General features: G+C 56.3%; 18 protein-coding genes. 8 read left to right on the plus strand and 10 right to left on the minus strand.

Features of this window, described 5'->3' with window-relative positions:
• Positions 1–32: 32 nt before the first annotated feature.
• The 5 genes from E8M78_RS08520 to E8M78_RS08540 form a co-directional block, all read right to left on the minus strand.
• On the minus strand, positions 33–1,457 hold the full coding sequence (locus E8M78_RS08520) for an SPOR domain-containing protein (protein ID WP_246658273.1): 1,425 nt from the start codon (positions 1,455–1,457) through the stop codon (positions 33–35).
• Positions 1,458–1,649: 192 nt separating this feature from the next.
• Complete coding sequence (locus tag E8M78_RS08525) at positions 1,650–2,399, minus strand: hypothetical protein (protein ID WP_137134659.1); 750 nt, start codon at positions 2,397–2,399, stop codon at positions 1,650–1,652.
• 145 nt (positions 2,400–2,544) lie between these two features.
• Positions 2,545–3,153 carry a transglutaminase-like cysteine peptidase gene (locus E8M78_RS08530; protein WP_137134660.1) on the minus strand — a complete coding sequence of 203 codons (609 nt, stop codon included), beginning with the start codon at positions 3,151–3,153 and terminating at the stop codon, positions 2,545–2,547.
• A gap of 578 nt (positions 3,154–3,731) precedes the next feature.
• A complete protein-coding gene (locus E8M78_RS08535) occupies positions 3,732–4,337 on the minus strand; it encodes a PilZ domain-containing protein (RefSeq protein ID WP_137134661.1) in 606 nt (201 codons plus the stop codon).
• A gap of 89 nt (positions 4,338–4,426) precedes the next feature.
• On the minus strand, positions 4,427–5,014 hold the full coding sequence (locus E8M78_RS08540; RefSeq protein WP_170973369.1) for a PAS domain-containing protein: 588 nt from the start codon (positions 5,012–5,014) through the stop codon (positions 4,427–4,429).
• Between the two features lie 163 nt (positions 5,015–5,177).
• On the opposite strand from E8M78_RS08540, the gene E8M78_RS08545 reads away from it, so the two are divergent.
• Entirely contained in the window at positions 5,178–6,005 is an 828-nt protein-coding gene (locus E8M78_RS08545) for a rhomboid family intramembrane serine protease (protein WP_137134663.1), read from the plus strand.
• 108 nt (positions 6,006–6,113) lie between these two features.
• Positions 6,114–6,548 (plus strand): CBS domain-containing protein, encoded by a 435-nt coding sequence (locus tag E8M78_RS08550; protein ID WP_137134664.1) that lies wholly within the window; start codon positions 6,114–6,116, stop codon positions 6,546–6,548.
• A 38-nt stretch (positions 6,549–6,586) separates the two neighbouring features.
• Here E8M78_RS08550 and E8M78_RS08555 read toward each other — a convergent pair whose 3' ends face one another.
• From E8M78_RS08555 to folE, 3 genes are all read right to left on the minus strand, one after another.
• Positions 6,587–7,546 (minus strand): patatin-like phospholipase family protein, encoded by a 960-nt coding sequence (locus E8M78_RS08555; protein ID WP_137134665.1) that lies wholly within the window; start codon positions 7,544–7,546, stop codon positions 6,587–6,589.
• A gap of 105 nt (positions 7,547–7,651) precedes the next feature.
• A complete protein-coding gene (gene hisI, locus E8M78_RS08560) occupies positions 7,652–8,113 on the minus strand; it encodes a phosphoribosyl-AMP cyclohydrolase (protein ID WP_137134666.1) in 462 nt (153 codons plus the stop codon).
• Between the two features lie 21 nt (positions 8,114–8,134).
• On the minus strand, positions 8,135–8,743 hold the full coding sequence (gene folE, locus E8M78_RS08565; RefSeq protein ID WP_137134667.1) for a GTP cyclohydrolase I FolE: 609 nt from the start codon (positions 8,741–8,743) through the stop codon (positions 8,135–8,137).
• A gap of 268 nt (positions 8,744–9,011) precedes the next feature.
• Here folE and E8M78_RS08570 point away from each other — a divergent pair, with 268 nt between their 5' ends.
• The 3 genes from E8M78_RS08570 to thrS all read left to right on the plus strand — a co-directional run bounded on the left by E8M78_RS08570 (position 9,012) and on the right by thrS (position 11,970).
• Positions 9,012–9,455: an iron-sulfur cluster assembly scaffold protein gene (locus E8M78_RS08570; RefSeq protein ID WP_137134668.1), complete on the plus strand. Its 444-nt coding sequence runs from the start codon at positions 9,012–9,014 to the stop codon at positions 9,453–9,455.
• Positions 9,456–9,458: 3 nt separating this feature from the next.
• Complete coding sequence (gene yidD, locus E8M78_RS08575; protein WP_137134669.1) at positions 9,459–9,839, plus strand: membrane protein insertion efficiency factor YidD; 381 nt, start codon at positions 9,459–9,461, stop codon at positions 9,837–9,839.
• A 109-nt stretch (positions 9,840–9,948) separates the two neighbouring features.
• Positions 9,949–11,970, plus strand: a complete 2,022-nt coding sequence (gene thrS / locus E8M78_RS08580; RefSeq protein ID WP_137134670.1) for a threonine--tRNA ligase — start codon at positions 9,949–9,951, stop codon at positions 11,968–11,970.
• 58 nt (positions 11,971–12,028) lie between these two features.
• On the opposite strand, the gene E8M78_RS08585 is transcribed toward thrS, so the two are convergent.
• On the minus strand, positions 12,029–12,997 hold the full coding sequence (locus E8M78_RS08585) for a hypothetical protein (protein WP_137134671.1): 969 nt from the start codon (positions 12,995–12,997) through the stop codon (positions 12,029–12,031).
• Positions 12,998–13,092: 95 nt separating this feature from the next.
• Between E8M78_RS08585 and E8M78_RS08590 the strand changes: the two genes are divergently transcribed.
• The 3 genes from E8M78_RS08590 (at position 13,093) to E8M78_RS08600 (ending at position 15,678) form a co-directional block, all read left to right on the plus strand.
• On the plus strand, positions 13,093–13,680 hold the full coding sequence (locus tag E8M78_RS08590; protein ID WP_137134672.1) for a nitroreductase: 588 nt from the start codon (positions 13,093–13,095) through the stop codon (positions 13,678–13,680).
• Positions 13,680–14,285: a flavin reductase family protein gene (locus tag E8M78_RS08595; protein WP_137134673.1), complete on the plus strand. Its 606-nt coding sequence runs from the start codon at positions 13,680–13,682 to the stop codon at positions 14,283–14,285. Before E8M78_RS08590 ends, E8M78_RS08595 begins: the two co-directional genes overlap by 1 nt.
• 259 nt (positions 14,286–14,544) lie before the next feature.
• Positions 14,545–15,678, plus strand: a complete 1,134-nt coding sequence (locus E8M78_RS08600) for a DUF2336 domain-containing protein (RefSeq protein ID WP_137134674.1) — start codon at positions 14,545–14,547, stop codon at positions 15,676–15,678.
• A 38-nt stretch (positions 15,679–15,716) separates the two neighbouring features.
• Here the strand turns inward: E8M78_RS08600 and E8M78_RS08605 are convergent, their stop codons facing one another.
• Positions 15,717–16,127, minus strand: coding sequence for a hypothetical protein (locus E8M78_RS08605; RefSeq protein WP_137134675.1), 411 nt, complete (start codon positions 16,125–16,127; stop codon positions 15,717–15,719).
• Between the last annotated feature and the right edge of the window lie 48 nt (positions 16,128–16,175).

A 16,175-nucleotide genomic window follows, 5' to 3' on the forward strand; every position in this document is an offset into this window, starting at 1 on the left:
GTTCCTATCATCGACATTTGGTATTACTCATTTCACTGTTGTGCCGCCCAGCAGGCAACGCCCTTCTTTTTCAGGCTGTTGCATGCATTTACAGCCGCCTTCTGGTCATCGAAACCGGCGAAACGCGCACGGTACACCTGACCGCCATTCGCATCGACCGGCATGGCGAATGGCTTTGCGGAACGAAGCGCGCCACCAACCTTCGCCTGTGCGGTTTCAAGCATCTCCAGTGCGGAATCCTTGTTCGGAGACACGCCGATCTGGATAACCCAGCCCGAAGGTTGCGTTGCCGAGGCACGGGCCATTTCCGGCGCCGGGCGTGTCGAAGCAGTCGTCAAGGAATCGGTCGGATCCTTTAGGCGGGCGGTCGGCATGTATTCAGGGGCAGGGGTCGGGATTACGGAGGGTGGCGTATCCAATGCTGCGGTTACGGCCGCAACAGCATTCTTGGCCTTCGGCTCAGACGAATAGGCAGAGGCGCCCGGCAGTTTTTCCTCGGCATAGCGGGCGGTCGGACGCGGCGCGCCAGCAGGAAGATTAACTGCAACCTCCTGAGTCGCAGCGGCAACCGGCGAAGGCTGCGGAGCAACTGGTGTCGGAACGGATGCCGCCACAGGTGGGGCTGAAGTGCGAACCTGTGCGATCAGGTTGCTGGCGTTACCCTGAGAAGCTTGCGGCAGATAGGTCGCAACCAGCTTGCGCATCTGGCCATCACGGGCGGCAGTGCTGGTGCCGCCAAGTACGACCGCAACGATTGACCGACCGTTCAGCTGAGCTGAGGTAACAAGGTTGAAACCGGCGGCGCGTGTGTAGCCTGTCTTGATCCCATCCACGCCAGCAACACTGCCGACCAAACGGTTATGATTGCCGATGACCTGCTTGCCGAACTTGAAGGAGCGCGTGGAAAAATAGCCATAATACTGCGGGAAATGCTGACGCAATGCGATGCCAAGACGTGCCTGATCCCGCGCCGTCGTCATCTGCGCCGTGTTGGGCAAACCATTGGCGTTACGATAGGTAGTGCGCGTCATGCCCAGTGCGCGGGCCTTGTTCGTCATCATCATCGCAAAGCGGGCTTCGCTCCCACCCAGATACTCACCGAGAGCGGTCGAGATATCGTTGGCAGAGCGGGTGATGAGCGCAAAGATGGCCTGCTCGACGGTAACGGACCCACCGGCGCGAACGCCGAGTTTCGATGGCGGCTCCGCTGCCGCATGGGCAGAGACCGGAACCGCTGTATCGAGCGTGATACGGCCAGCTTCAAGCGCCTCGAATGTCAGGTAAAGGGTCATCATCTTGGTGAGCGATGCCGGATAGCGAAGCGAATCCGGATCGTCAGAATAGAGCACCTTGCCGGTTTTGGCATCCACCACGATACCTGCATATTTCGGATTGGCGTGTGCCGTATGCCCGCCTAGCAAGACGAACAAGGCTACGACGAAAACGAGGCCGACGATCTTCTGGAAAATCGAGGCGCCACCCTTGGGGAAGGATGTCGTGTTGATGTAATTCAGCACGTTTGCACTCACTCACTGCAATTCATGTTATCGGGTCCGGCTGCCCCCGCAGCACCGTTCTCATCACTTTAGGGGCTTAGCCTTACCAAGTGGTTTATGATGAACAGACGTTTACAAACTCTGTTCGACTTTTCATCGATTGTCGGATTTTTGGCCCGTTAGCCTGTTTGCGACAAAAGCGCCAATAGCGGCATCAATATGATCCCACTCGGCTAAACGTGTGGATGAGAAGCGATAAAGGATGCTCAATCCGTTTCCGGCATGAATATCCCGCTGACAATCAGCGCTGCTCGCCTCCTGTCCGCCTTGTGGCAGAAGGCACCGCACCACATAGTCTGGCTTTCCTGGACGGCGGGCGGACAGAAGAACCTCGTCGCCATATCCGCTATCGGCTTTCAGATGATGCAGCGTGAGGCCATGGCCGAAGTCTGAGGAAACGCCGGACATGAGCCGCTGATAGATCGGCTCCAACCGTCCGGACATGTCGCGGGACATGGTTGCTTCCGAAACTTCGATGAAGATCAGGTCAGTGGACTTATCGGCGGCATCAAAGCGACCCTTCTCCGCGACCGAATAGCCCTGCATTTCAGGCCAGGTGAGGTAGAGGTTCAAACCCGCAGCCGTACCGGATGCACGTTGCTCGGCCAGCCTGATCATGTTGGCCGGCACTGAAATGGTGTCCGAACCAATGGCAATGTCGAATTCCTGAGCGCTGTCTGTATGCCCGCCGGATGCCATTCGCTGACCAAGCCAGTGGCCTGCCGCCGTAATGACGCCGGCGATAATGACCAGCCCTGCGAGAGCCGATAGCAATTTGATGGCAAGCCGATTAGAGATGATTGGCTCGAAGCCTTCATCGGTGTCATTCGTATGAGAAACCATTATCGCACACCATATTCCGGAAGCGCAAAACTAGCTGCGCATCATTGTCCGAAGCATTCGCGTTTATGGTTAACCAATCATGAAACAAAAAAAGGCGCCGCCCACGGGGAGTGGAGCGGCACCTTTGGCTTCACGGGGATGAAGCTTATTTTCTCACGCTGGCCACTGCATTGGCGCGGCCATCCTGCAATTTCACCCAAGCGCCCGGATCATCGACGGCCTGACGCTTGAGATAAGTGTATTCGGTTTCGGACCACAGCATGACCTTGTTGCGCATATTGTCGAGAACGAAATCGCCGCGATCGGTCCGGACCGTCAGCACGGCATGGCCTTCGCCATTCGGCTGCAGAACAACGGTGATAAGGAGATCTGAAGGGCTGATGCCCTGATTGATCAGAAGCTTCCTCTTCAGGAGAACGAGGTCTTCACAATCACCGACTGTCCGCGGATAGGCCCAACGTTCCTCGACACCGTAGATCTCCTGGTCGGTCATGGGAGTGATCGTCGAGTTGACGGTGAAATTCACATCGAGAATTTTTCTCCAGCGATCTTCCGTCAGAACCAGAGGACCACGGTCACCGCCCGTCGGAACGCATTCGCTGCGATAGGTCTGGCAGAATTCATAATGGCCGATTGGTGGATTGGCCTTGCCGGTCACTTGCATTTGTGCGGTGCTTGCGGCGTGGGCATTACCTGCACTGAGTGCTGCTGCGACGATGGCCAAACCTGCGGCGATCTTCTTGATGTGAAACATTTTGTTCTCCCCGTTTCGATGTGGGGAATGTCTCACACGCATCTTCAAACTGTGCCAAAATCGACAGTAAAATCAGATGCTTAATTGAATTGAATGCGTCTAAAATTGAGCGCTGATTTGAACAAAATGCAATTCGAATCTGAATCGGTTTTGACCCAAATTTCATTCAAATTATGCGCAAGTTTGAGGAAAGTTCGATATATGATCAGGTAAGATGTTGAGATAGCTTCGCCTTTTTCGGATCATATGCAGCTGTTTTGTCCTCTTCGGGTCGGCAATAGCCAGCTACTGGAGATGATCAACCTCGTCTCCACACCTGAAATCTGGCTGCTCAAGCGCGAAATTTTATGCGGAAGCGGCGTCCAAATGGACGTTGAGGCTGTGATTGCCGTCAAAAAAACGCGTCTTTTTCGTACATTTTTTTCTCCACAAACTCTTTTCGCTGCGAAACATGGTGGAGCATTGGTTAAAATCGGCACGCATCGAACCGCATTTCGAGTAACGGAACTCGCGAGGTATCAGGAATCAAAAACCCGGCGCGAAGGCCGGGTTCGTTCTGGGCCAGATTGGCTCGATCGTCAAAGAAACTCGCGCAAGCTTTCGCGTGTTTGCACCATTGCAAATTCGATCGCGACACCTTCGGCAAAATGGCGAACGACGCGCCCACGCATATTGTTGAGGAAAACGGGGGTGCCGACGGTTGGGCGAACATCGCAATCCACCGCCGCACCGGACAGCGAGAGGTCGACGAGACGGCAAGGATAGCTCGTACCATCTTCAAGCCGCAGTTCGGCGCGCGTGATGCGCGGTGAGAGGCGGTCATGACGTCGATCTTCCGGCAGGCCGAGTTCGTGTCGGTTTGCGAGCCATGTCAGCTGCGCGGCAAGCTTTTCCCGCTTGCGATCCGTGGCCGTGATAGACATGACGAAGCCGGTATCTGTCAGTTGCAATGCCTGCCCTTCCAGTCGACCCAGGTGATCGATGTAGGCAATGATCCGCTCGCCCACACGCGGGGCGCCGATGCATTCAAGCATGACATCGCCGGGCGACATTTCGGAGGCAAGGCAGGGGTATTCCTCGCGCGACGCAAGCATAAGACGACCGCTCATGTTCACCGTCACCCTTTGAAAGGTACGGGGAGGAGCGGGCTTCTGTGTTTGTGCTGCTGGCTGGAATGAGAACATTGCACTCTTTCGTCCGTCATCTGCCAGACATGCTTACTCTCAGCCGGTTAACATTGGGTCAATTAGACCTCACAGGTTGTAATGACTGCTCAGCTTAGATGGAAAAGCCGCCTGATGAAGCTTTGGCTGATGCCGTCTCTGGCGAATTCCGTGGACGAGGCCCGCACGGTTCCGGGCGGGAAGGCTGGCTGCCATGTTTCGAGTACGAGACTGCCGGGATCAATAAGATAGGAGGGGTGTGCGTCTTCTCCCAATACGATGGAACCCAGCAAGCGATCACATGCCCCGTCCGCTGAACGCAAGGGGAGTAGAAGCGTCTCCAGCCGCACGACATGGCCGTTTTGAGTGGCGTTCACGCTGCAGTGGATCGCGGTCTCTGATCTGAAGGCGGACAGGGTGGCTTCGACGACTTGGTCACGGGATCGTGGGTTCCACAACTTGTCAAAGTTTTGGTCTCGCAACTCTTCGCCGAAAAGTTCGCATACCCGTGTGCCAGCCAAACGAAAAACAAGATCGAGATCCTGCCAGCCCAGTATGATGAGATCGGGCAGACGGGAGCGGATGGCCGTGGGATCAAGTTGGGTCCGGAGTGGCGCCTTGTTCGAACGGCGCAGGCTGTACCAATAGCTCAACACTTCGTTACTGCGGTTGCTCAACATCTGCACGTTGTGTTCCATTCTATGTCGCATCAGGCGTCATGCCTGCCATTTCTCTGTTAAGGAGCGAAAAGCATGCCACTCCAACGGGTTGGCGCGCCGCACAAGCGGCAAATCCCGCAATCGTTGCTCGCTCATGGAGTTGCGATCTGCTAATAGATTTCGGCAGAGGAACCCGATCCGCATGGAAAAACCGCCCGAAACGCCCTGGGGAGCTCCCCCGCCAGAGGAAGAAACGCCCGCACAGCGAGGCATTCACCATGATCATGGAATCAATGACTATAATCGCCGCGAGTCGCAGCGCCGTGAACCGGCAATCAACCTGCCGGGACCATTGCTCGTAATTCTCGGGCTTCTGATCGTCTTGTTTGTCCTGGATGCCTACGTGCTGTCGGACGATATGCGAGCCTACTTTCTGCTCCAGCTTGCGTTTAGACCGCTGCGGTATGTCTTTCCGCTATCGGGGCAGGGGCAGGGGCAGGGGCTGGTATGGCTTTGGACTCCGGTCACCTACTCTTTCCTGCATGGGAGTGTCGAGCATCTGGCCTTCAACGGTCTCTGGCTTGCCGCCTTTGGTGCGCCCGTCTTCCGTCGCATCGGCTTCAAGCGGTTTGTGGTTTTTTGGGCCTTGTCGGCCGCCTGTTCCGCTTTTTTCCACGCCGCGTTGAGCTGGGGTCAGGAGACAATCCTGATCGGCGCATCGGGTGTCGTTTCCGCGTTGATGGGCGCCGCATGTCGATTTGCGTTTCCCGCAAGCGGCACCGGCATGTTTGGTCGCGATGTTCATTTCCTGCCGCGCCAGGGAATCGTCGGTGCCATGCGCAACAGGACGGTTTTCATTTTTACCATCCTCTGGTTCCTAGGAAACGTGCTGATCGCTTTGGGCATTCCGCTTGTGGGCGGCGATGATTCCGCCATTGCCTGGGACGCGCATATCGGCGGCTTCCTCTTTGGCTATCTGCTGTTTTCTGCCTTCGATCCCGTTGTTGCCACAAGACCCGATAGAGCCTGAAGCCTGCGCTGCTTGCATTCCGTCCTATTGAGGAGCACCATCTTAGGACTTTCGAAACGCTTGGAGGAGCGAATCGAAGGTCGAAGAGCTGATCAATAGGAGGAATTGATGTCTATCTCCGTGAAGCACATGCTCGATAGAAAAGGCCGGGATGTCGTGACCGTGTCACGCGATGCGACGATTGAGGAGGTCGCAAAGATCCTGGAGCAGAAGCGAATTGGCGCGATCGTCGTCACAAGTCTTGAAGATCGGATTGCCGGGATCTTTACGGAGCGTGACCTTGTTCGCTGCGTTGCGAAAGATGGTCAGGTGGCTCTTTCCAATCCGGTTTCATCGGCAATGACAACGTCTGTGACACGCTGCCGGGAAGAAACCACCTTGAACGAACTCATGGAAATGATGAGCAGTGGGCGCTTTCGCCACGTGCCGGTCGAAAGCGGTGGGAAGCTCTCCGGCATCATTTCGATTGGCGATGTCGTCAAGGCGCGTATACAGGAAGTTGAGGCCGAAGCCGAACATATTCGCGCCTACATCGCAAGTTGATCCGTCGGTTCAGCCGCCTGTATGGGCGGCTGTTCCTCTTAGGGCTGGGTGAAGATGTCCTGCATCCGCTTCAACTCGGTGATGCGGCTCTGCGCTTCCTGATAGCCACGGTCAATTGCTTCGCCGGCACGGTGAAATTCGGAAAGGCCGATATCACTCAGGCGTGGATGCAGTGCCAGATCTGGTGGATCGCCTGCCAGGCGAGCGCGTGAAATGCGTTCCTGAATGATGTTGAAGGCCTGCACCATTGTGCCGGTCATGCCAATTCGTGCTTCCTGAACCTTTGTGTGCTGTCCCTGATGAACGGGCTGAACGCTTGCATTGTGTTTTACGACAGCGGAGCGACCGAAAATATCATAGTTCAGATTGATGGCGACCACGAGCGGCTGCTCGTAGGCTCGGCAGACGGATGTGGGAACCGGATTGACCAGTGCGCCATCCACAAGCGTGCGATTGTTGCATTTTACCGGTTCAAAGATTCCGGGAAGAGCGTAGGATGCGCGAAGGCCGGTGATCAACGAGCCACTCGTAATCCAGACTTCGTGGCCGCTGTGGAGCTCCGTCGCGACAGCAACGAAGGGACGATCTAGGTCTTCGATTGCGACGTCTTCGAGATGCTCCTGCATGCGCTTCGTCAGCCGCATCCCACCCAGCAAGCCGCCGCCGCCAATGGTCAGATCCAGCAGGCCGGCAATGCGCCGCATGGTCAGCGAGCGGGCGAAGTTTTCGAGTTCATCCAGTTTGCCGGCCAGATAGCAACCGCCCACCAACGCGCCGATGGAGGTGCCAGCAACCATGCCGACCTCGATGCCTGCCTCCTCCAAAGCACGAAGAACGCCGATATGCGCCCAGCCCCTGGCGGCACCCCCACCAAGCGCCAGCGCAAGCTTCGGCTTTCTAGGTTTATGTTCGGGAGTAAGAGGCGGCTTGTTCCCGCCGCCATTTGCATCTGCTCCGGATGTTGGAGCTTCACCGCGATTCCAGTTCCAGTTCAGCATCTGATCCCGCCCTTCAGGCTATGTAAGCCAGACTATCATTGAACGCAGACACTGGTTTAGAATCAGTTCATGTCCGTCGGACCTGCCGAAAAACGAAGCAGTTGCCTAAACGGTTCCCTTGTCCGGATAGATCGAGTCGGGATTAAAATGGCGATGCTCATCAACGATCCTCACATGTGCCTTGCCGTCAACCGTTTCCACTGCGCGATAGAAGCACGAGCGGCGTCCGGTGTGGCAGCTGGCGTCATGTCCGGCCACTTGCACCTTCAGCCAAACGGCATCCTGGTCGCAATCAGTCAGGAGCTCGACCACGGTCTGAAGATTTCCAGATGTTTCGCCCTTCTTCCAGATTTTTGCGCGCGAACGGCTGTAATAGTGCGCAATGCCGGTTTGGAGAGTGAGAGCCAGCGCCTCGCTGTTCATGTGGGCAACCATCAGAAGTTCACCATCGCGATGGTCCGTAACAATGGCCGTCACCAGACCGTGGTCGTCAAAACGTGGCGTGAAGCTGCCATTGCCCTCAAGTTGAGTTTTGTCGGAGGGCACGGGATCGAATTCGATGGTCATGAATGTCTCTATCAATCTCAATCAGCGCCGGATCATGCTGAGGAAGCGGGCCTGCTCCTGCGCATTGTCCTTGAAGTCGCCGGTAAAAGTCGTGGTCAGGGTTGTTGAGCCCTGTTTCTGAATTCCACGCATCGCCATGCACATGTGCTCAGCTTCAACCATTACGGCGACACCGCGCGGAGCAAGACCGGACTGGATGGTATGCGCCACCTGCGCCGTCATGTTTTCCTGGGTCTGAAGCCTACGTCCGAACACTTCGACGAGTCGAGCAATTTTCGAAAGGCCCAGCACGCGCCCCTTCGGCAGGTATGCGACATGAGCCTTGCCGATAATTGGCACCATGTGGTGCTCGCAATGTGAGTAGAACGGGATGTCCTTTACGAGGACCATGTCGTCATAGCCGCCGACCTCCTCGAAGGTGCGGCCAAGAATCTCCTCCGGCGACTGATCGTAGCCACCAAAGAGTTCACGATAGGATTTGGCGACGCGCTTCGGCGTATCGAGCAGGCCCTCTCGGGACGGATCGTCACCGGCCCAGCGCAGCAGAACCCTCACCGCATCCTCGGCCTCTTGCTGTGTCGGGCGAGGTTGCTTTTGCCCCGCAGGGAAATTCTTCACGACTGAATCCATGTTCATATCTCCCGTGCGGTTCAAGGCCGCACCTGCCGAAGTTCCTTGAACTGCAATGACGTTCAAAGCAGGCTACGTGTTATCTGACCTGTCGGATCCCTTTTTACAAGATACGAGTTACTCTCGATTGAAGACTTGGCGAAACATGTTTCTTGAACCGATCGTTTCCGGCATCATATAGAGCATGAGACTATGGACGACCAGTCGGCGGGCTGAAGCACACACTGTCCACTGGCAAGCGACGCAGGAAGCGTCAGGATTCTTCGGCATGGACGATATTTACAACAGTCGAATTCTTGAACTGGCAGGCAACATCCAGCGTGCCGGTACGCTCGATGATGCAGATGCGACCAGCGAGAAGCACTCGAAGCTCTGCGGCTCGAAGGTGCGCGTCTTCCTGAAGGTGCGCGATGGGATCGTGACCGACTTCGCGCATCAGGTGCGTGCTTGCGCTCTAGGACAGGCGTCTTCATCGGCCATGGCGCGGGTGGTTGTGGGCGCATCCGTCGAGGAAATCCGTCAGGCACGCCGGGATATGCTTGCCATGTTAAAGGAGGATGGCGAAGGTCCTGTCGGCCGTTTTGAGGAAATGCGTGTTCTGAAACCCGTGAAAGATTACAAGGCCAGACATGCCTCGACCATGTTGACCTTCGATGCCGTGGTGGACTGTATCGATCAGATTGAAGTCACAGTGCATCCACAGGCGGTCTGATGCATGTGCAAGCACTGCTCTAGTCTGGGCGATGATGAGGATGAAAGGCCGCGGAGAAAAGGCCGGAACTGGTCTGGTCATTTCCGCAAAACGCCGGATCGTCTTTTCGGGATGGGTCTGATCCGCCTTTATCAATTGACGTTATCCGGCTTCATCGGAAATTCTTGTCGTCACATCCCCACATGTTCAGAGTTCGGTTATGAGGCTGTCGGGCGTCATGGCCTCTGGTTCGGTGGCTGGATGACGGCCTACCGCTTTGCCCGTTGCGGACCATTCGGCTCGTCCGGGCTAGATCCCGTGCCGGAGAGTTTGCTCGCGCGCCAGAGATGGTGGACACCCTGGCGTTATGCCGCCGCCTCGAAGATCGAAGATTCAGCGCAGTAATCTTTACGTTCTGCCAGTTTTTTTCTATGACGCCCAGATTAATCGCTGCATCCGCGCAGCGCAATTCACCACCCGCATTCGTTGGCGGGACTGGATAACAGGAGAAAACATGTCCGTTTCCCTCACTTTCCCCGATGGCTCTGTCCGTTCGTATGAAGCCGGTGCAACCGGCCTCGCAGTGGCTGAGTCCATCTCGAAGTCGCTCGCCAAGAAGGCGATTGCGATTGCCATCGATGGCGAAGTTCGTGACCTTTCCGACCCTGTGACGGAAGGCAAGATCGAAATCATCACTCGCACCGACGCGCGCGCTCTGGAACTCATTCGCCACGATGCTGCGCATGTGATGGCAGAAGCCGTCCAGGAACTTTGGCCCGGCACGCAAGTCACGATCGGCCCTGTGATCGAAAACGGCTTCTATTACGACTTCAAGCGCGTTCATCCAGACACAAAGGATGACTGGCCCTTCACGCCTGACGATCTGCCGAAGATCGAAAAGAAGATGAAGGAGATCATTGGTCGCAACAAGCCCTTCACCAAGGAAGTCTGGTCACGCCAGAAGACCAAGGATGTGTTTGCCGCCAAGGGCGAGAGCTTCAAGGTCGAGCTCGTTGATGCGATCCCGGAAGATCAGGACGTCAAGATTTATGCGCAGGGCGACTGGTTCGACCTTTGCCGTGGTCCGCATATGGCCTCGACCGGACAGATTGGAACGGCCTTCAAGCTCATGAAAGTGGCCGGTGCCTATTGGCGCGGTGATTCCACGCGCCCGATGCTGACTCGAATCTACGGCACCGCCTGGGCAGAGCAGGAGCAGTTGGATCAATACCTGCACGTTCTGGCCGAAGCAGAAAAGCGCGATCACCGCAAGCTTGGCCGCGAGATGGACCTGTTCCATTTTCAGGAAGAGGGCCCCGGCGTGGTGTTCTGGCATGGCAAGGGATGGCGCATGTTCCAGACCTTGACCGCCTACATGCGCCGCCGTCTGGCCAATACCTATGAAGAGGTAAACGCGCCGCAGGTTCTCGATGCCTCACTATGGGAAACCTCCGGTCACTGGGGCTGGTATCAGGAAAACATGTTTGCCGTGAAATCGGCCTACGCGTTCACCCATCCGGATGACAAGGAAGCCGATAATCGTGTCTTCGCCTTGAAGCCTATGAACTGCCCCGGCCATGTTCAGATCTTCAAGCATGGTCTGAAGTCCTACCGCGAAATGCCTGTTCGTCTTGCAGAATTTGGCCTTGTCCATCGCTACGAGGCGTCCGGTGCATTGCATGGATTGATGCGCGTGCGCGGCTTCACGCAGGACGATGCCCACGTGTTCTGCACGGAAGAGCAGATGGCAGCCGAATGCCTGCGCATCAATGATCTCATCCTGTCGGTCTATGAGGACTTCGGCTTCAAGGAAGTCGTGGTGAAGCTCTCCACCCGTCCGGAAAAGCGTGTGGGATCCGACGAGCTTTGGGACCGCGCGGAATCGGTCATGATGGATGTTCTCAAGACGATTGAAGAGCAGTCTGGCGGACGCATCAAAACCGGAATTTTGCCAGGTGAGGGCGCGTTTTACGGGCCGAAGTTCGAGTATACTCTGAAGGACGCAATCGGCCGTGACTGGCAGTGCGGAACGACGCAGGTCGACTTCAACCTGCCAGAGCGCTTCGGTGCATTCTACATCGATGCCAACTCGGAAAAGACCCAGCCTGTCATGATCCACCGCGCCATCTGCGGCTCGATGGAGCGCTTCCTCGGCATCCTGATCGAGAACTTTGCTGGTCACATGCCGTTGTGGTTCGCACCGCTTCAGGTGGTCGTCGCGACGATCACCTCCGATGCGGATGATTATGGCCGCGAGGTTGCTCAACAACTGCGCGATGCAGGCCTGATCGTGGAAGAGGATTTCCGCAACGAGAAGATCAACTACAAGATCCGCGAGCATTCGGTCACGAAGGTTCCGGTCATCATTGTCTGTGGTCGTCAGGAAGCCGAAAACCGCTCGGTCAACATCCGCCGCCTGGGTTCGCAGGCGCAGACACCGATGTCGCTCGAAGATGCCGTTGCATCGCTTTCGGAAGAAGCAACGCCGCCGGATGTCAAGCGGCGTCAGGCAGCACGCAAGATGGCTGCCGAGTAAAAGAAACAACCCCGGTGGAGCGATCCACCGGGTTTTTTGCTTCAAGCGATCGCGGTGATCAATCCTGACCGACGACGGACGCCTGTTGTTCCTTCATGGAAACTTCGATATCCGCGTTCTTGCCGGATTGAACGGTGAACTCTCGCTGATAGATCTTGTCCTTGTTGCGAGCGACGGCGGTATATTCACCTTCCGCCAGCACCATGGTTGTGAAAGCGCTGACGCTTTCACTCACCACGTCACCACCGGCAGTCAGCACAGACCATGCCGTATCCGCTACTGCTTCGCCGCCATGCTGAGAAACAAGCTTCAGGGTAATCTGCGCCGCCTTGTGCTGCAGCGTCGCCTCGGTCAACTTGCCTGCCTCGACCTGAAGGTCAGCCCGGACGCTGGCGTTGATATCACCGTATTCGGAAACAATGTGGTAGGTGCCGGTATTCAGCCGGATGATTGTGTTCGGCTTCACATTGGCCATCACCAGCGCGCGCTCGCCGTCTTCGCGCACATCTGCGGAATAGATCGAGAATTTCAGCTTGTTGGCCTGTATCCGTTGATCATTGCCCGCAACGGCGTTCAACACAAGGCCGCCCGCATCGAGAACAAATGACAGCTTTTTGACGTCGCCATTTTCAGGAACATTTAGTCGCTTTGTGATTCCAGCGCGTCCGAATGCGACGTTGACGAAATAATCACCTGGCGCCAACTGAAGATGGGCTTCGCCTCCTTCCGAGGAGGCAACAAGCTGAAGCTTGCCATCCGGGCCGGGGCTCGGGCTGAACACACGCCAGTTCAGCCCGGTCTGGAGAGATGTTCCATCTGCGGTCAATTTCGCTTCCAGCGTTACATCGCGAAGTGCCGGAACCTTACGGGCTGATGGCGCGGTAAAAGCATTCAGCTTCGGCATCTTCGGCGTGCCTTCCAACTGCTTGAAAGGCTGGAATGCATCTTGAGCATGAGCGGAGGGCGCCAGGGCAAGCGCCGCCAGCAGCGCCATCGAGAGCGAGACCTTCCGAGAAACTGCGTTCATAGTAGTTGCTGACCGTTGACTCTTGAATTCCGAAACGTCACTTCAAAACCAACCTAGCGGCAATTTCAAGATCCCTCCATTCACAGAGTCGTCGGATGCCCATTCAGAAGCCACTCTTCGATTATCTCAGCACACGTCGATCCATTCCCGCTCTTCAGATGACGGAACCGGGCCCGGACCGGACTGAGTTGGAGCAGATCCTGACCCTCGCCTCACGCGTTCCTGATCACGGCAAGCTGGCTCCCTGGCGCTTCATCGTTTATCAGGGACAGGCGAGGGCAGAACTCGGCGAGCAGCTTCTGGCCATTGCCCAGAAGAAGAGCCCCGAAATGACCGAAGAAGCCCGGCAAATCGAGCGGTCGCGGTTGACGCGTTCGCCAGTCGTCATTGCTGTTGTCAGCACTGCGGCGGAGCACTTCAAGATCCCGGTCTGGGAACAGGAACTGTCTGCCGGCGCCGTTTGCCTCAACCTGTTCATGGCTGCCAATGCCCATGGTTATGCCGCCAATTGGTTGAGCGAATGGATCGCCTACGACGCTGATGCCAAGGCGGTTCTCGGCGTGAAGCCGGAAGAAAAGATTGCCGGCCTCGTTTACATCGGTACTACCACATTCCCGCAAACCGACCGTCCGCGCCCTCTATTGGCGGACATTGTCAGCTGGGTTGGTGAGGGAAGCGAGTAATGTTTTACACCACCGATCTTAACCAGCATGGTCTTGCGCATGACCCGTTCAAGGCCATTGTAGCGCCGCGGCCGATCGGGTGGATCGGAACGAAGGGCCGGGATGGTTCGCTGAACCTCTCGCCCTATTCGTTTTTCAACATCGTCTCGGACAGTCCGAAGATCGTGATGTTTTCATCTAGCACGCCGAAACACAGCAGTCGGAATGCCGAAGAGACGGGCGTATTTACCGCAAGCCTGGTCAGCCGAAATCTCGTTGAACCCATGAACGCATCATCTGCACCAGTGCCTTATGGTGTCAACGAATTCGATCTCGCTGGCCTAACCCCAAAATACGGTGAACTGGTTGACGCTCCATATGTCGCCGAAGCCTATGCTGCGCTAGAATGCACGGTGACGGAGGTCCTTCAACCAAAGGGCTTGAACGGGACCATGTCCGAGTCGGTCATTGTTTTCGGTCAGGTGATCGGCATCCATATAAGCGAAGCCATTCTTCGGGACGGTCGCATCGACATGAGTCTGGCAAAACCCGTGGCCCGTATGGGCTATATGGATTATGCGGATGGCGGCAGCGATGTCTTCCAACTACAACGACCGACCCGCTAATACATCTTGAATATTAGAGATGCGTTATGCGATGAGGCGGGCCGGATGTGTTATAGACCTTTGCGTCTATCCTGCAGTGGATTGATTGTTGTTCTGTTGGTTCACTGACATGATGCGAGTGCACTATATTTGACACTCATTCGCCTGTTTTCATGATGCTTAAGACGTATGGTGAACCGATCGTAAACTATTTCTGACTAGCTTGACCTCATGGACGAATGGAGAGCGTAGAGTCGCTCCGGCGTTTGAGGTAGGTCAGTTGATTATCCAGGCTTTTTTGCGATGGGCGGAAACAGCAGGCGCGGCAGATCGCGCCAAGGCAGCGCGCGCCTTGGCCAAGGCCTATTTCCGTCTCCTTCCTGATGATCCGCAAAAGCAAGCAGCCTTGCATGCCATGATTCACCTGTTGGATGACCCTTCGTCAGCCGTTCGCTTCGCTCTTTCTGAGAGCCTTGCTGAAGAGCCGACAGCGCCACGTGCTGTCGTGCTGGCCCTTGCCGAGGATCAACCGGATATAGCATGCCCGGTGATCACGCTTTCGCCGGTGCTGACGGATATGGATCTCGTGGATATCGCCGGCAGAGGGTCCAGCATGACGCGCGGCTTGATCGCCGCTCGTCCGGAACTGGGTCGTGGCGTTGCCGCAGCGATCGCCGAAATCGGTGATACGGCTGAGGCGGTCATTCTGTTGGAAAACGATTCGGCTGATCTTTCCCGGTACGTACTCAAGCGGCTGGCTGAGCGCCATGCCCGTAGTTGCGAGGTACGTAACCTGCTTCTGGACCGTGAGGATCTCCCCGCGGAAGCGCGCGATGTTCTGGTCCGCGAAATCAGCCGCGCCTTGGCCGGTTCGCTGCTGGTTCAGGCGACACTGAGTGCACCGCGCATTGCTTACTTGACAGAAGAGGCAGCTACTTTAGCCACGCTGCGTCTCGTTGGAAACGCACTGTCGGATGAAATTCCGCTGCTGGTTCAGACAATGCGAGAAGATGGGCGCCTCACGTCCGCTTTCCTCATGCACGCGCTTTGCTCGGGACGAATTGAATTCTTTGCGGCTGCCATGACGGATCTTTCGGGTCTGGACGATCGTCGCGTTCGCTCCATCATGGCGACGGGCCGGAAGCATGCCATCCGCGCTCTTTACGAATCCTGCGGTTTGTCTCGTGAAATCTCGGAAGTCTTTGTAGAGGCGACCACGCTCTGGCGCGAGAAGCTGAGGGAGATCAACAGCAGCGGCGAGGGAATCTTCGACGCCTTGGTTGAACGATATCCACGAACGGTTGATACCTACACCACCATCAACGAGCTTCTGGACATCGTAGAGTCACTGCAGCGCCAGGAGTATCGGGATATGGCCCGCGCATACGCAGAGCAGACTGCCTACGCTGCCTGAAGGCTTTCGCCATCGCATAAATCTCTGGCGCATGATTTCTAGCGCAGCCGCTGGGCGACCCAGGAATATCCGCTTTCCACGATCCGTACCGGCCCCTTGATAAGGCTCTCGACGTTATCCCGCGTCGGCAGCATGGTTTTTACGCGGTCCACAGCCTTGGCGGCCATCGACCGCTCCTCCTGTCTTGTTTCCTCCGCTGTCTGGGCAGGGGCACCTGTTGTATCTGTAGATTTCGGGGCGGCCGGGGATGCGCTCGCCACGGTTGGATCTTGGCAAACGGCAATGACGACGGGGTAGGAGACATTTGCGAACCGGCCCAATTCCTTTTCAGAAACCGCATTGCAAAGTTGAATACTGGGCCAGCGCTGGTTCAGTGTCGCTATATATTGGCAGTCCGTAGCGCTGTCGTCGCAGCCAAGTATTGTCATGATGACCATTGCGGTGCGCATGAGAACTTCCTTGCATAGAATCTTTGCAGCACGATAAGACCCAGCATA

Source organism: Rhizobium sp. FKY42, assembly GCF_005222835.1.
Lineage (GTDB): Bacteria > Pseudomonadota > Alphaproteobacteria > Rhizobiales > Rhizobiaceae > Neorhizobium.

What these genes read in the sequence shown, in the direction of transcription:
- E8M78_RS08540 (WP_170973369.1), bottom strand. Translation starts at nt 5,014, where the DNA reads ATGGAACACAACGTGCAGATGTTGAGCAACCGCAGTAACGAAGTGTTG.
- E8M78_RS08570 (WP_137134668.1), top strand. Translation starts at nt 9,012, where the DNA reads ATGGACGATATTTACAACAGTCGAATTCTTGAACTGGCAGGCAACATC.
- E8M78_RS08605 (WP_137134675.1), bottom strand. Translation starts at nt 16,127, where the DNA reads ATGCGCACCGCAATGGTCATCATGACAATACTTGGCTGCGACGACAGC.
- folE (WP_137134667.1), bottom strand. Translation starts at nt 8,743, where the DNA reads ATGGATTCAGTCGTGAAGAATTTCCCTGCGGGGCAAAAGCAACCTCGC.
- E8M78_RS08595 (WP_137134673.1), top strand. Translation starts at nt 13,680, where the DNA reads ATGTTTTACACCACCGATCTTAACCAGCATGGTCTTGCGCATGACCCG.
- thrS (WP_137134670.1), top strand. Translation starts at nt 9,949, where the DNA reads ATGTCCGTTTCCCTCACTTTCCCCGATGGCTCTGTCCGTTCGTATGAA.
- E8M78_RS08585 (WP_137134671.1), bottom strand. Translation starts at nt 12,997, where the DNA reads ATGAACGCAGTTTCTCGGAAGGTCTCGCTCTCGATGGCGCTGCTGGCG.
- yidD (WP_137134669.1), top strand. Translation starts at nt 9,459, where the DNA reads ATGTGCAAGCACTGCTCTAGTCTGGGCGATGATGAGGATGAAAGGCCG.
- E8M78_RS08535 (WP_137134661.1), bottom strand. Translation starts at nt 4,337, where the DNA reads ATGTTCTCATTCCAGCCAGCAGCACAAACACAGAAGCCCGCTCCTCCC.
- hisI (WP_137134666.1), bottom strand. Translation starts at nt 8,113, where the DNA reads ATGACCATCGAATTCGATCCCGTGCCCTCCGACAAAACTCAACTTGAG.
- E8M78_RS08545 (WP_137134663.1), top strand. Translation starts at nt 5,178, where the DNA reads ATGGAAAAACCGCCCGAAACGCCCTGGGGAGCTCCCCCGCCAGAGGAA.
- E8M78_RS08590 (WP_137134672.1), top strand. Translation starts at nt 13,093, where the DNA reads ATGCCCATTCAGAAGCCACTCTTCGATTATCTCAGCACACGTCGATCC.
- E8M78_RS08550 (WP_137134664.1), top strand. Translation starts at nt 6,114, where the DNA reads ATGTCTATCTCCGTGAAGCACATGCTCGATAGAAAAGGCCGGGATGTC.
- E8M78_RS08530 (WP_137134660.1), bottom strand. Translation starts at nt 3,153, where the DNA reads ATGTTTCACATCAAGAAGATCGCCGCAGGTTTGGCCATCGTCGCAGCA.
- E8M78_RS08555 (WP_137134665.1), bottom strand. Translation starts at nt 7,546, where the DNA reads ATGCTGAACTGGAACTGGAATCGCGGTGAAGCTCCAACATCCGGAGCA.
- E8M78_RS08525 (WP_137134659.1), bottom strand. Translation starts at nt 2,399, where the DNA reads ATGGTTTCTCATACGAATGACACCGATGAAGGCTTCGAGCCAATCATC.